This is a genomic window from Candidatus Hamiltonella defensa 5AT (Acyrthosiphon pisum) (assembly GCF_000021705.1).
Taxonomy (GTDB): domain Bacteria; phylum Pseudomonadota; class Gammaproteobacteria; order Enterobacterales; family Enterobacteriaceae; genus Hamiltonella; species Hamiltonella defendens.
Map to the genome: position 1 here is coordinate 1,528,538 of NC_012751.1, position 13,961 is coordinate 1,542,498.

General features: G+C 44.0%; 18 protein-coding genes and 1 pseudogene. 13 read left to right on the plus strand and 6 right to left on the minus strand.

Annotation, left to right across the window (positions count from 1 at the left end):
• The 11 genes from HDEF_RS07500 to HDEF_RS07550 are packed head-to-tail and all read left to right on the plus strand — an operon-like array spanning window position 1 to window position 9,754.
• The gene (locus tag HDEF_RS07500; protein WP_015874057.1) at window positions 1-1,272 is read left to right on the plus strand and encodes a P22 phage gp5 family major capsid protein; all 1,272 of its coding nucleotides are present in this window, start codon (window positions 1-3) and stop codon (window positions 1,270-1,272) included.
• A gap of 47 nt (window positions 1,273-1,319) precedes the next feature.
• Entirely contained in the window at window positions 1,320-1,511 is a 192-nt protein-coding gene (locus HDEF_RS07505; protein WP_044612364.1) for a hypothetical protein, read from the plus strand.
• Window positions 1,492-1,974, plus strand: coding sequence for a packaged DNA stabilization gp4 family protein (locus HDEF_RS07510; protein WP_015874058.1), 483 nt, complete (start codon window positions 1,492-1,494; stop codon window positions 1,972-1,974). The genes HDEF_RS07505 and HDEF_RS07510 overlap by 20 nt, the downstream gene beginning before the upstream one ends.
• Window positions 1,946-3,361 (plus strand): packaged DNA stabilization protein, encoded by a 1,416-nt coding sequence (locus HDEF_RS07515; RefSeq protein ID WP_015874059.1) that lies wholly within the window; start codon window positions 1,946-1,948, stop codon window positions 3,359-3,361. Before HDEF_RS07510 ends, HDEF_RS07515 begins: the two co-directional genes overlap by 29 nt.
• Window positions 3,361-3,891: a hypothetical protein gene (locus HDEF_RS07520; protein WP_015874060.1), complete on the plus strand. Its 531-nt coding sequence runs from the start codon at window positions 3,361-3,363 to the stop codon at window positions 3,889-3,891. Before HDEF_RS07515 ends, HDEF_RS07520 begins: the two co-directional genes overlap by 1 nt.
• Window positions 3,891-4,358, plus strand: a complete 468-nt coding sequence (locus tag HDEF_RS07525) for a DUF2824 family protein (RefSeq protein WP_015874061.1) — start codon at window positions 3,891-3,893, stop codon at window positions 4,356-4,358. Before HDEF_RS07520 ends, HDEF_RS07525 begins: the two co-directional genes overlap by 1 nt.
• On the plus strand, window positions 4,336-4,965 hold the full coding sequence (locus HDEF_RS07530; protein WP_015874062.1) for a hypothetical protein: 630 nt from the start codon (window positions 4,336-4,338) through the stop codon (window positions 4,963-4,965). The genes HDEF_RS07525 and HDEF_RS07530 overlap by 23 nt, the downstream gene beginning before the upstream one ends.
• Before the next feature lie 12 nt (window positions 4,966-4,977).
• Window positions 4,978-6,366, plus strand: a complete 1,389-nt coding sequence (locus HDEF_RS07535) for a phage DNA ejection protein (RefSeq protein ID WP_015874063.1) — start codon at window positions 4,978-4,980, stop codon at window positions 6,364-6,366.
• Complete coding sequence (locus HDEF_RS07540) at window positions 6,366-8,243, plus strand: hypothetical protein (RefSeq protein ID WP_015874064.1); 1,878 nt, start codon at window positions 6,366-6,368, stop codon at window positions 8,241-8,243. The genes HDEF_RS07535 and HDEF_RS07540 overlap by 1 nt, the downstream gene beginning before the upstream one ends.
• 28 nt (window positions 8,244-8,271) lie before the next feature.
• On the plus strand, window positions 8,272-9,300 hold the full coding sequence (locus tag HDEF_RS13815) for a phage head-binding domain-containing protein (RefSeq protein ID WP_015874065.1): 1,029 nt from the start codon (window positions 8,272-8,274) through the stop codon (window positions 9,298-9,300).
• Between the two features lies 1 nt (window position 9,301).
• Complete coding sequence (locus HDEF_RS07550) at window positions 9,302-9,754, plus strand: tail fiber assembly protein (RefSeq protein ID WP_015874066.1); 453 nt, start codon at window positions 9,302-9,304, stop codon at window positions 9,752-9,754.
• Between the two features lie 454 nt (window positions 9,755-10,208).
• Here the strand turns inward: HDEF_RS07550 and HDEF_RS07555 are convergent, their stop codons facing one another.
• The 6 genes and pseudogenes from HDEF_RS07555 to HDEF_RS12850 form a co-directional block, all read right to left on the minus strand.
• Complete coding sequence (locus HDEF_RS07555) at window positions 10,209-11,342, minus strand: tyrosine-type recombinase/integrase (RefSeq protein ID WP_234809495.1); 1,134 nt, start codon at window positions 11,340-11,342, stop codon at window positions 10,209-10,211.
• Window positions 11,231-11,581 carry a helix-turn-helix domain-containing protein gene (locus tag HDEF_RS13320; protein ID WP_100103922.1) on the minus strand — a complete coding sequence of 117 codons (351 nt, stop codon included), beginning with the start codon at window positions 11,579-11,581 and terminating at the stop codon, window positions 11,231-11,233. The genes HDEF_RS07555 and HDEF_RS13320 overlap by 112 nt, the downstream gene beginning before the upstream one ends.
• On the minus strand, window positions 11,574-12,047 hold the full coding sequence (locus HDEF_RS07560; RefSeq protein ID WP_015874068.1) for a DEAD/DEAH box helicase: 474 nt from the start codon (window positions 12,045-12,047) through the stop codon (window positions 11,574-11,576). Before HDEF_RS07560 ends, HDEF_RS13320 begins: the two co-directional genes overlap by 8 nt.
• A gap of 76 nt (window positions 12,048-12,123) precedes the next feature.
• A pseudogene (locus HDEF_RS12840) lies at window positions 12,124-12,483 on the minus strand (transposase); the annotation flags it as partial.
• Window positions 12,423-12,761 carry an IS630 transposase-related protein gene (locus HDEF_RS13820; RefSeq protein ID WP_407078902.1) on the minus strand — a complete coding sequence of 113 codons (339 nt, stop codon included), beginning with the start codon at window positions 12,759-12,761 and terminating at the stop codon, window positions 12,423-12,425. The pseudogene HDEF_RS12840 and the gene HDEF_RS13820, both read right to left, overlap by 61 nt.
• Window positions 12,758-12,922, minus strand: coding sequence for a helix-turn-helix domain-containing protein (locus HDEF_RS12850; RefSeq protein WP_202944087.1), 165 nt, complete (start codon window positions 12,920-12,922; stop codon window positions 12,758-12,760). The genes HDEF_RS13820 and HDEF_RS12850 overlap by 4 nt, the downstream gene beginning before the upstream one ends.
• A gap of 297 nt (window positions 12,923-13,219) precedes the next feature.
• Between HDEF_RS12850 and HDEF_RS07575 the strand changes: the two genes are divergently transcribed.
• Both HDEF_RS07575 and HDEF_RS07580 read left to right on the plus strand, forming a co-directional pair.
• The gene (locus HDEF_RS07575; RefSeq protein ID WP_158533957.1) at window positions 13,220-13,462 is read left to right on the plus strand and encodes a hypothetical protein; all 243 of its coding nucleotides are present in this window, start codon (window positions 13,220-13,222) and stop codon (window positions 13,460-13,462) included.
• A 2-nt stretch (window positions 13,463-13,464) separates the two neighbouring features.
• The gene (locus HDEF_RS07580) at window positions 13,465-13,719 is read left to right on the plus strand and encodes a hypothetical protein (protein ID WP_148207016.1); all 255 of its coding nucleotides are present in this window, start codon (window positions 13,465-13,467) and stop codon (window positions 13,717-13,719) included.
• Window positions 13,720-13,961: the final 242 nt, after the last annotated feature.

Below are 13,961 nucleotides of genomic sequence, written 5' to 3' on the forward strand. Positions count from 1 at the left end.
ATGGCAAATAATCTAGAGTCAAATATTAGTCAAATCGTGTTAAAAAAATTCTTACCGGGCTTTATGTCGGATATTGTTTTGTGTAAAACCGTTGACAGACAATTATTATCGGGTGAGATAAATTCAAATACAGGCGACAGTGTGAGCTTTAAGCGTCCGCATCAATTTAAGTCTGAAAGAACAGAGACGGGTGACATTACGGGGAAAGATAAAAATGGTCTTTTCTCTGCTAAAGCGACAGGCAAAGTGGGTAAATATATCACGGTGGCCGTCGAATGGACACAAATTGAAGAGGCGCTAAAGCTTAATCAGCTTGATCAAATTTTATCACCCATTCATGAACGCATGGTCACTGATCTGGAAACCGAATTAGCCCATTTTATGATGAACAATGGCGCTTTGTCGCTCGGTTCACCGAATACAGCGATAAAAAAATGGGCTGATGTAGCTCAAACCGCTTCATTTATAAAAGATATCGGTATTAAAACAGGCGAGAACTATGCCATCATGGATCCCTGGTCAGCCCAACGGCTGGCGGATGCGCAATCGGGGTTACATGCTGCGGATCAATTAGTGCGTACAGCCTGGGAGAATGCGCAGATATCAGGTAATTTCGGCGGTATTCGGGCATTGATGTCTAATGGACTGGCTTCCCGAGAACAGGGGGATTTTGGTGGAACCCTCACAGTGAAAACCGCCCCTAACGTTGATTATCTGTCGGTTAAGGATTCCTATCAATTTACGGTAGCATTGACAGGCGCCACCCCGAGTAAAACAGGCTTCCTAAAAGCCGGTGATCAACTTAAATTCACGTCTACTCATTGGTTAAATCAGCAAAGCAAACAAACATTATATAATGGATCAACAGCGATGATTTTTACGGCAACGGTGCTGGAAGAGACTAACTCTACCGCTTCGGGTGATGTCACTGTCAAATTATCTGGTGTTCCGATTTATGATGAAAAAAATTCTCAATACAATGCCGTTGATGCAAAAGTTAAGGCAGGAGATGCAGTTTCTATCATAGGAACGGCTAAACAACAGATGAAACCTAATCTTTTCTACAATAAGTTTTTCTGTGGGCTTGGGACCATCCCCTTGCCAAAATTGCATAGCATTGACTCAGCAGTGGCAACGTATGAAGGGTTTTCTATTCGTGTACACAAATATGCGGATGGTGATGCAAACAAGCAGATGATGCGTTTTGACCTGTTGCCTGCTTATGTCTGCTTTAATCCGCATATGGGCGGTCAATTCTTTGGTAATCCTTAAATTTATGACGAAGTGGGCGCTTTAGTGCCCTTTTTATTGAGGTGAAAATGGAAAGAAAAAGTGTTTTTGCCTGGTCGGATAATGCAGCAGGGTATGTCCAAGCGGTGATAGTGACAAGGGATTTCCCTGAGTTCGAAAAAAGGGGCTTTGTGTCGTCGATTGACGAAATAAAGACACCAGAGAAATCCCAAGAACCTAAAAAAGGGAAAAGGGCTAACGATGACAAAACCGCTGACTAAAGGGGAGATTGTTCTGTTTGCATTACGTAAAGCGGGTATTGCTTCAGAGGCGACTAATATAGATGTAGAGCCCCAATCCTTTGAGGAGGGCATTAATGACCTTGAAGACTTGATGGCCGAGTTGCAGATTACATTTGGGGATTTGGGCTATCAATTTTCCGCAGAAGAAGAAAACCCCACCGCCGATGATGCTTCAGGGCTTCCTCGCAAATACAAACAGGTGATGGGTTATCAATTGATGCTGAGAATGTTATCGGATTATGGCATTGAACCCACACCGAGACAAGAAGCTTCAGCGGCGGCCGCCTATGATGCGTTGCTCACTGATACGCTGAGCGTCCCCTCGATAGCAAGACGGGGTGATATGCCGGTTGGCCAGGGGAATAACTATACCGCGTTAGGTACGGCGAGTTATTATGTTGAGCGAGGTTTTCATGCCAAAAATGCAGATCCCGTTAGCTAAAGGATTAGTTAAAGATATCAAAACAGCCGATTATATTGATGCCTTACCTGTAAATATGTTAGCCACACCGAAAGAAGTCCTGAATGCCTCGGGTTATTTACGCTCTTTCCCTGGCATTGAGAAAAAGCAGGACGTAAAGGGTGTTTCACGGGGTGTCCATTTTAATACCAAAAATAACGCGCTGTATCGGGTCTGTGGCAATACACTTTATCGTAATGACAACGAAGTGGCGGATATAGCGGGAATGCGCCGCGTGTCGATGTCTCACTCGAGTCATAGTCAGGCGGTTTGTGTTGAGGGTAAACTCAAGTTATATGGCTATGACGGTACCGAGAAGGCATTATCAAACTGGCCAAAGGATAAATACACGCAATATGATTTAGGTGAAGTGATTGATGTCTGTCGAAATCGGGGGCGTTACATCTGGTTACAAAAAGGGGGTGAACGATTTGGCGTCACTGATTTGGAAGATGAATCCAAACCGGATAGATATCGGCCTTTTTATCGTGCTGAATCTCAGCCCGATGGCATCGTTTCCGTCGACGCATGGCGAGACCTGATTGTTTGTTTTGGGTCGTCAAGTATCGAGTATTTCACCTTAACCGGATCGGCGGATACATCCCAACCGCTTTATATTCATCAAGCCGCTTATATGATCCAGGCGGGTATTGCCGGTCGTGATTGCAAATGTCATTATCAGGACAAATACGCCATCTTGAGCCATCAATCGACCGGGCAACCGGCGGTTTATCTCATCGGCGCAGGTGAAAAAAACAAAATATCTACTGCGAGCATTGATAAAATTATCCGTTATTATTCTGCGGATGAATTAGCCGCTTCATTTTTGGAATCGGTGCGATTTGACAACCATGAATTATTACTCCTTCACCTACCCAAACACACGCTTTGTTTTGATGGCTCAGCAAGCCATCAATATTCACAATGGTCATTACTGAAAAGTGGACGTTATGATGACCCTTATCGGGCGATTGATTTTATGTTTTTTGACAATCAAATCACCGTGGGTGATAAGAAAGAAGGCGTGCTCGGTCATTTAATTTTCAATGCGTCAAATCAATATGGACAACAAGCTGAACATATTCTTTATACCCCGATGATAAAAGCGGATAATGCCCGATTATTTGATTTTGAACTGGAAGCTTCAACGGGTGTTGCTCAAATCGCGGATAAGTTATTTCTGTCTGTCACAACAGACGGCATTAATTACAGCAGAGAACAACTAATAGAACAAAATTCCCCTTTTCAGTATGACAAACGCATTCTCTGGCGACGGATTGGACGCGTGAGAAAAAATATCGGCTTTAAAATCCGTATCATCACTAAATCACCGGTGACCTTATCCGATTTGTCAATCAGGATGGCATAATGAACCGACGTAAGGCGGATAACCCAGTTGAAATTCAGGTTACGCATATTGACCCGACGATTTTACCCGCTAATTTTTCGACCGCCTACCGGATGATTGTCTTAAACAGTTTATCGGATATGGGCAGGGTGGCCGGTAAAGCCAATGAAGCGGCGGATGAGGCTTCTCAGTCGAAAACAAAAAATGATGAGCAAGATAGGGAACTGGCGACACAGGCGCAGCGGATTAATGCGGTTCAGGCAGACGCTATTTCAAAATCGCAGGTTGATTTACAATCGCTCTCCTCGTCACTGAATGTCAAGACGGCTTATTCAGTGAATGGTATCAAGGTGGTTGGCCAACGTGTGACGGGATTTACCGCGGCCACCGGGACGGCGTTAAAAGGGGCTTTTCATGCGGATGAATCATTTTCGCTGGGCGTAACTTATCATCAGTCTGAAGTTCAAGCGTTAGCGAATGGATTAGTGGGAGCCAGACAACGCATTAACGCATTAGAAGCGGCGTTACGTTCGCATGGGTTAATTGACTGATGGAAATTAAAGTGATTGAGAATATCGAACAGTTTTATCGGTTTTTTACCGATAAAGCCAAGGTCGGTTATGCCATGGAAAATAACGGGGAGTATCAATTAAAAAATAATCAGCTTTATGTGGGTGTTTACGAAGGGTTAATGCTCGTTGGTTTTTTCTCAATTGAATTTATTCGCAACAAGTTAATTGAAGTGCATCCGGTGTTTGATCCGGGTTTCCGCGGTAAATATGCCTTGAGAGCAACCAGAAACTTTTCAAAATGGTTGATGGATAATCTCAATTTTTCCACCGTTATAACTTATGTTCCTGAAAAAACGCCGTGGGGGAAAGTTATCTGTCAATTAATGAAGATGCGAAAAGTGGGGGTGATTGATAACGCCTTGACGGCAGGTCATCACCAAATCAATATGACCCTGTATCAAGTCACGAAAGAGGAATTAGTCAATGGGTGGAAGCAGCGGAGATAATGGCGCAAGCGAACAGGCCAGAGCATCACGTGAAGCAATCGGCTTGCAAAGAGCACAATGGAATCAGGTGATGCAAAATTTGGCGCCGTATATGAAAGTGGGCGGCCCGGCATTAGGGGAATTGCAAAATCTGACGACATTAGACGGTCAAGGACAGGCATTAAACCAATTTTACCACTCCCAACCGTTTAATGATTTAGCCAATCAAGCCCGCTATCAACATTTAAATGCCGCTGAAGCGACAGGCGGTTTAGGTTCAACCGCAACCGGCAATCAATTAGCCGCGATTGCACCCGCATTGGGTCAAAACTGGTTATCGGGACAGATGCAAAATTACGGTAATTTAGTGGGTATGGGGATGAATGCGGCCAGTGGACAGGCTTCTGCCGGGCAAAATTATGCCAATAACGTGGGTCAGTTATTACAGAATATGGGGGCTGCTAATGCCGCGGCGGCCAATAGTCCTTCTGGATTTCACCGCGCGTTAGGTGGGGGTATGGCCGGTGCGTTAACCGGAGCAAGCATTGGCGCGATGAAGGGGTCTATTGGCGGCCCCTGGGGTGCTGCCATCGGTGGAGGGCTCGGTCTGTTAGGGAGTTTATTTTAATCAGGAGTTTCTATGGCAACGTTTCAACTGGCGGGATTGCCAAGTCTGCAAATAGAAAATCAAACGGCGGGCGGATTAGGCTTGCCCACTGTACCGCAATATGCAGAAAGACCCAATACGGGTGTGATGTTAGCCCAGGGTTTAGGGGCCATTTCTGAGCGATTAGAGGCGAACAAACAACAGCAGTCAGAAGCGGATTTTATGAAATCATTGGGTACGGCTTATGCGGCTAATGATCGTGATGCCATGAAGCAATTGGCCGCGGCACATCCTGAACAAATCGAGCGCATTCAAAAAGGGATGGGTTTTATTGATCAGGATAGAAATCAGATGATTGGTCAAGCGGCAATGGATTTGCGTCTTGCAGCGAAAAGGGGGGATCAATCGCTTATCGCTTCTTTACAGAAAAATGTACCCCTATTAGGTCAATTCGGTTTGACACCCGAAGAAGTCTTTTTATCCTACAAGCAAGACCCCCAACAATTTGACAAAATGACCGATTTAATTCATCTGCACGCTGACCCAAAGAGTTATTTTGACGTTCAGGATAAACAAGAAGGGCGGAATATTGACAGAAATAAATTGGCTGAAACGGAACGAAGCAATCGAGCAGGTGAGACTTTAACAATGCGAGGACAGTATATCAGTGGAGCAAATGCGTTAACTGCTGCTTATGCGCCTACTGCGGCGATGCAAAACTATCGTCAATACGCTGAAATGCTTCAGTCAGATCCGGATGCGGCGATGGCATTTGCGAATGCGGCGGGTATTAATACCGTCAGTAAAAAGCTCATGAAGGTTGAGAAAAATGACGATGGCTCAGTAACCAAATATTACACGGATGGGAGTGAAGAAACGGGAAAAATAAACCAGCCCATTGCGGGTGATGGCATTAAGCCAATCAGCCTGCCACACGCGCAAAGTATCATTGACAAAGCCAATGAGGGATCAAAAAAAGCAGCGGGATTCGCCCTCCGCCTGAAGGATTCCATGGATTCAATGCATAAATTAGGGAAAAAAATAGACACTAAACGCGTGGCATTAATCAATCGCGCGCTGGGTGAGGGAGCCATTGCGAACCTGAGTCTTTCTCCAGTAGAGCAACAGTACATGGTCAATGCAAGGGATGCCCTGTATGCCATTCTTCGTCCAGAAACAGGCGCCGCCATTACGCTCCCCGAGATGCAAGAATATGCAAAAATGTATCTCCCTCAGCCGGGCGATTCTACACTCGCAACAGAAACAAAAATGAAAAAGATGCAAGGTCAATACAACGCCCTGAGAGGGCAATCAGGAAGAGTCTATGATGCTTTGGTCGTCTCTTCCGCTGCCCACAATCAACGTCTGCAATCAGATGGTCGCTATACATCAAAGTCAGGCATTCAATTTAAGGTAGAGTGATGAAAGTAACGGCAAAGGGGAAAACGTTTGTGTTTCCTGATGGTACTCGCATCGATGGTATTGGTGAGGCCATTGACGAGTACTTTGCTGGGCAATCTACTCAGTCTGGGGAAATAGCGAATCATCACGATAATAATGCGTTGTCATCGGCTCAAATGGCCAATCTTGATATCCCCACGGATGAAATCTTAGCTTATCACGACAAACAGAATCCCCATGAATCGTCGCAAATACAAGATCCGTTCACGGAGGCGGGACGGGGTTTAGTGAATATCCCGTTTGATGTCCTTCAAGGCGGGGCTAATCTTATCAATGCATTAAGTCAAGCTGTCGGTGGGGGTCGATTATTAGGCGATATTTATCGTCCCGTAGACAGGCCTGCAGACCCTTACGCCCTGGCTGGGGAAACAGTGGGTGATTACCTTATCCCAGGGCTTGGCGCAGCAGGAAAGATGATGGTAGGTTCGCTTGCTGATGCCTCGAATCAACGAGGCGATTTTGCCCAGAACGCTGCGACAAATGCTGGGGTTAACCTTGCCGCGCAAGGGTTGCTGTCTGCAGCGGCAAAAGGGGTTGGGAAGGGGATTACGGCACTAAAAGGTGAGATTGCTCCAGAGGCAGCCCAGAAGATGATGACAGCTGAATCAATGGGCGTTGCGTCAATGACATCAGACATGCTTCCACCCCAGAATGCCCTGACTCGCGGGCTGACTCAGGGCGGGGAAGGTGCGTTGCTGGGTACGGGGGCGCGTAGGGCAGCGCAACAGACAACACGCCGCAAACTGGTCAGTGATTATCTCGACCGGTTTGGTGAGTACAATCCTGATACGGTGGTTAAGTCACTGACCTCAAATTTGAAAAGTCGTAAAGATGCCGCGGGGCGTGTTATTGACGATATAACGCAAAAAATGGGCGTAAATCCGGTAGAAACAACCCATGCCGTTAACGCCATTGATACCGTTCTACCAAGGCTTGAGAAGCTAGGGACATCGGTAGACCAGAATTTGCTTAATACCCTCCGAAATTTAAAGGGAGAATTAACTCAGCAAGGCGGTGTTGATTTTGACCTGCTTAAGCAACACAGAACGGCCTTTCGCTCAAATGTTCAGGGAGATGCCATGGTGTTTCCAAACCACGCCAAAGCAATCACAAATCGGGTTGAAAATGCCATGACAAAAGATTTGCGAAACTCAGTCAGCAAGTCCCTTAGCCCCCAGGAAGCCGCCACTTACCTCAAAGCGAATTCGGATTACGAAAACGTCTACAACAAGGTGCTGAATAAACGCATCGCTCGCAACCTAAATAAAGCGACCCGTGAAGCCACCCCCGAGTTAATTAACAGCGTAGTCTACAGTCGTAATGCCTCAGATATTAAACGTATATGGCCAGCGCTGGATAATACCGGAAAGGATGCCGTACGTGCAGCATATATCGCCAAAATTGCTGAAACGGTAGGGGATTCGCCCGCAAAATTCATGACACAAATTAGCAAGTTGAAGAAGCAAGCCGGTGGCGAAATCTATAACACGGTATTCAGCGCAAGGCATATGAAGGAGCTTGAGGCGCTCAATGATGTCCTCCAGACAACTCAGCGCGCGGATACGGCAAATATAGTGACACAGACGGGTCAGGCATTGGCTAATCCGCTAAGGATTGGAGCGGCTTTCGGCTCTGGCGGGGTGTCTCTAGCCGGTGAAGTGGGCTTCGGGATGGTGATGAGGATGTATGAGTCCAGGCCGGTAAGAAACGCATTGTTGCGGCTGGCAAACAAAAAGACGGGCACGCCAGCTTATGAGCGGGCCTTAAATAACGCTGTTAAGCTTTTTCGCCCTATCATTGCGGCCTCTTCCCGTCAACAGCAGTCAGAAACGCAATAAAAAACTTACTCTATGCAGGGAGAAAGGTATGTCAAAAATTATCCCCAATATTGTCGTGAGTATGCCCACTCAGTTATTTACGCTAAGACGAAAATTTCAGGCATGTTCAAACGGCAAAATCTATATCGGTAAAAGCAATACCGATCCAACAATACCAACGAACCAGATTCAAGTGTATATTGAAAACGAAGATGGCTCAACAGTGCCGGTTGCTCAACCCATTATGATTAATCACGCCGGGTTCCCGGTTTATAATGGACAAATCGCTAAATTTGTGACAGTCGAAAGCCACTCGATGGCGGTCTATGATAGTGATGGCGCCCAACAGTTTTATTTCGCTGACATATTGAAATATGGCCCCAATAGATTTAAAGAACAGGCTGAAAAGTATATTGCGTATATCGAAAAATTAAAAGGAACGACTACACAAACGACCGGTGACTCAACAACCGATGTGATGAGCCAAAAAGCCTGTACAGATACTTTTGCGGAAAAAAATTCAAAAGAACCCCTCAAAGCTGGAAGACTTAACCTTGAATCCTCAAACGGTGATACGATTTTTAATCTGGGCGGTACAGACGGGTCAGCAGGTTCTGTGTTTGCGTATGTCAAAAATTCAAGAAGAACCCAGATTTACGATACAGCCACACAGACCACTTTATTATTTCCACAAAAAAATGGCACGCTGGCAGTAGAGGAAGATACCTATACAAAAACAGAAGTCGATGCAAAAATAAATTCAGTAAAATGGACAACAAATAAATTGGCAAATGGTTGGATGAAAGATCCGAATACGGGCATAATTATTCAGTGGGGATATACAAGTAAAGAAAATATAACAGGGTTTTATTATCCAATTAATTTTCCTACTGCATTTTCTTCAGCTGTATATAGTATAACGACGAGTTCTAAAGCGCATGATACACGCGGTCACGCTATGTTTATAGGGATTGCTTATGATGTAACGACAAGGGGATTTAATTATTATGTAAGAAATGTAGTTGATAGACTCGAGAAGTATATGGATGGTTATTATTGGATGGCGATAGGAGTATAAAATGGAGACATCATATCGATTTGAAGACCAAATGTATTTTAGTTGCAAGGATGGATTAGGCTGGTTAGCTGAATCTTTAAAAGATGAATATATAAAAAATGGCAGTTGGGATAGTAGGGCTAAACCTGTGTCTTTCCAAGTCTATGCTGAATATGCACTAGGTAATTCCCCTGAAGGTAAAATGCTAGGCAGTACTGATGATGGCTATCCGTGCTGGGTTGATATTCCGCCTAAAACAAAGCATCAATTAATCACAGAGGCTGAAGATAAAAAAAGCGGGCTAATGCAGGGTGCAAGAGAGGTTATTTCCCCTTTGCAAGATGCGATTGATTTGGAGATGGCAACGCAAGAAGAGACGCAAAAATTGACAGCATGGAAGCGATATCGAGTACTGCTTAATCGTCTCGATACCTCAAACGCGCCGGATATTGATTGGCCTAAGAAACCGGAATAACTGCATCATAAAGATATTATCTTAGTGATTGAGTGTGTTGTTAAGTGCGACTAACTTAGCCATAAAAATTTCTTGGTGGTTAAACGAATGCTTAGGGTGGTTTGGTATTAGTTAATCCAAAAATTGGAAAATAAACACAGATTAAAAACAGAGCTAAAAGACTTAATGGTTGTTTAGCGAATTATTATGTATAACTTGAAAAATAACATTTTTAATGTGATTAGTACAAAGACGCTTAGCTATATTTATTTAGTGGGACGGATTTGGGACAAGTATCCGCAAGTATGATGGATTATCTGTACGTTTCTGAAAGCATCTTTTGGCGTGAGAGCGAGGAAAGATGCGGTATATCAATGAATTATAAGGTGAAGCTACTCACTTCTAAGCCGTAGGTCACTGGTTCGAATCCAGTAGGGCGTACCAATAAAATCAAGGGGTTACGTAGTTTTGTCTCCTAGGAATTATTTAAAAGTGCCAGATTAGTGACATCGTTTGCCAACGCCTCGTCAATTTTCTTGGCATGCTCAGTCAGGTGGCTGGGCGAAAGGTGTGCGTAACGACGTACCATTTCGATAGATTCCCAGCCGCCCATTTCCTGCAAAACAGAGAGTGGAACACCTGATTGTATCAGCCAACTTGCCCAAGTATGTCTAAGATCATGAAAACGAAAATTTTCTATCCCCGCTTTTTTTAACCCCGTTTTCCAAGCTCTATTATCATCAACCCTGAATTTACTCACAAGATCCTGCTTTTCTCCTTCACGGCCTTGGACTGTCTTCTTTCTCACAAAAACCCAACGAGAGTGTCTTCCAAGTTGCTCTCTCAGAACCCTACAAGCCGTCTCATTAAGGGCAACTCCAATCGCTTTACCTGCCTTTGCTTGCTCCGGATGGATCCACGCCACTTTTCTTTCCATATCTATTTGCTGCCATTCTAAATGGATAATATTAGAACGACGTAACCCCGTGGCTAACGCAAAGATCACTATCGGCCTGAAATTTTGATTTACCACTGAAATCAGTCGATTCGCTTCTTCACGAGATAACCAGCGGACACGCTTATCATTTGGTTTTCGTACTTTTAAATTCAGGGGCTTGGCTAACCATCCCCATTCATTGGCGGCAATACGCATGAGACCTCGCATAAAAGACAGATATTGACTGCGAGTAGCGGGTGACACCGCCTTATCATTAAAATCAGGTACTTGATAACCTGTTTTTAAGGAGGCACGCTTTATTGAGACCCACCGTTGCTGATGTCTGCGATTTTTCATCTCTGAAATCACATGGGTGACTTCATCTTCTGTAATATTTGACAAGGACTTTTTTGAAAAATGCAATAAAAAAAATGCAATTTTGGTTTTATCATCATCCAATGATCGCTTATGTTGCTTTTCTTTAATCCATCTCACACAAGCTTCTTCAAATGTTTTTTGCGGAATTTCTCCGAGTTTATTTTCTCGCCAAGCATTCGATTTTAGTTTATCGTGCAACTCCTGTGCTTCCTTCTTGTCCGCTGTTCCAAGAGATTGCCTAATTCTTTGGCCGTTTGACGTAACGAAATCACAGTGCCAGATCCCGTACCGCATTTTGATTGACATACGAACTGCTCCTTTTGTCTGCCAACCGCATTCACATTTTCATTGTTGATCGTGCGGCGGATGGATTCAATACAATCTGTTTTTAAGAGGCGATATTCACCTCTTTTCCCATCGTGCCCAGTTCTATTGCAAGGCAGCCGTCCAGATTTAATCCATGTTTTGAGCGTATTTTCGCTGAGTTTCATAAATTGGCAGGCTTCTTTCAGGGTAAAAATTTCTTCATTCATTCTGTTTTCCTCTCAATTTGAGATTTAAATCCGGAGCCAAACGCCCTGAGATGTCTTTTTTTAGTGCATCCAATAACGCTTTCTGAGTGATGTGTTTGTTCTCTAGAGCCTCAAGGACGGTGAGATCTATAGAGTCATTCATGACGAGATGATGGATAAAAACAGGCCTGGTCTGGCCTTGGCGGTGAAGCCTTGCGTTAAATTGCTGATACAGTTCAAGCGACCAGTTCAAACCAAACCACACAATGATGTTGCCGCCAGATTGAAGATTGAGTCCATGCCCCGCACTGGCAGGATGCGCCAGGAGGAGAGGGATTTTTCCAGTATTCCAACGGTCAATCGTGTCAGCGGCATGGCCAATAAGTTCAGCCTTGGGGAATCTCACTTTGATTAGCGCTAAATCTGATTGGTAGTTGTAGGCAACCAGCACAGGTTGGCCAGCCGCTTCTTGAATCATTTCTTCCAAGGCGTCCAGCTTGGTATCGTGAACTGTTTCAAAAGCGCCTTTATCGTCTGTATATAGCTGAACGAAATAATTTCGGTTACGTCATGTAATGAGAAAATAAAGCATCGATACTGCAATTGACCGCTCTTCTTTTGCTTTTTGCTTCTGCCCATTTATGCTCAATAGGATGCAGATATACAATGATATGCCCCGCGTCATCGATCACTTTTTGAGTGTCCAAACGTTTGTGGAAGGTCGCATTATCCATGACCACCACAGAGTCGGGTGGCAAACTCGGCAGAAGTATCTGAATGACCCCAGCGTGAAACACATCACTATTCACAGAACACATGAACAATCCCACCGCCATCAGCGCTTTTCCCAGTAACGCACCGATCACATTGGTTCGACCCTTTGCCTGCCAATTATGTTGACCGAAACAGCGTTGACCCCGTGGGGCATAGCCATATCAACGCGGCATATCATGGGCAAAGCCGCTTTCATCCAGGTAAACACTGATTTCCCCTGTTTTTCATAGTCAGCTATCTTGTTTTGGAAGGCTTGCCTCATATCTTCGTTGGCCTTGGGATGATTGAGGTTTTTTTTATAGGTGACGCCCCAATGTTTCAGGGCGGACCAAATGGCTTTGGTACACCCCCCGAAACGTTTAGCCCTTTCATGCTGGTAAGCATCCGGGTAACGCTCAACATCCTTGAGTAAAGCCGCTTTATCTATTTTACGCTGCCGGGGGAAGAGGGGTTCTTTTCAATTCGCTTCAGCCAGCGGGTAATCGAAGTGGCACCGATGTGAAAGCGTTTTGCCGTTTCTCTTATGCTCCACTTTTCTTTTTCTCTTACATTCAGCACGTGACGGCGAAAATCAACTGAATGACTCATCTCTCTCCCTTTTGAAATCATTAAATTTATTTCGTAACCGAAATTATTTCGTTAAGCTATAACATAAACAAGTAAAATCAATCTAATGGATGATAAAAGTAACAGGTAACACCTAATTTTATTAATTTATATAAAAATTTAACTAAAAAACTATATATATTTATATATAGTTTTTAAATGGGGGTGCTACCTACTTACTCCTGTTACCTTTTAATAAAAATATCATTATTATACATAGAGTTAGAAAAGATTCTGACAAGAGGGTGGTGCTACCCCTAGATGTGACCTTTGGAACTGATGGAGAATCCGCCTTATCCAGCGATGACTTTTCGTCAGATTGTTCGTGAAATGGGGAAGCTATCCGATAAAGGTGAATTTGCAATTGATGAAACCCAGTTGACCAAACTCCTACAGCATCATGCGCAATATTACGATCAAATCAAGATTAACGGAAAAAAGCATAGACCGTGGATTTTGGTAAAAGGAAAAAAGCTTGATAACAAAGAAATAAGGGAATCTGTAAAGCAATGCGGAATCTAAAGGTGGCAGCTAAGTGGCACTTAAAAAGTACAGGTGCCCCCGATATTTTTTATATTATATCAAATGTATATCTAGAAAAGGTGGCAGGTGGCAGGTGGCAGGTGGCAGGTGGCAGGTGGCAGGTGGCAGGTGGCACCTATTTTTTACTAATGCGTAAGAAAAAAAATAATAAAAAATATTATGTTGTATATATGTTTTTTATTAGTGCCACCTTACGAACTGTGCCACCCATCAAGCGGGAACACCGCATAGCATAAGGCTTTTAAGGCTGTCTCTGCTAAAACTGATGGTGCCACCTAATTGCCTGTTTAAAATGTATCCATTTGATATTAAATAAAAATATTGATTGTGTTTCTGCTTTTTAATTGCCACCTTATTTTGGTGTGGGCGACGAAAATAGCAAGTCTGATCTGAATGTGTTTATTGGTGGAGTCAAAAAATATCAGTTCAACAAAGATCAGGGAGTCTATCAAAACATGTGGATAAAAAAGGTTGCAAC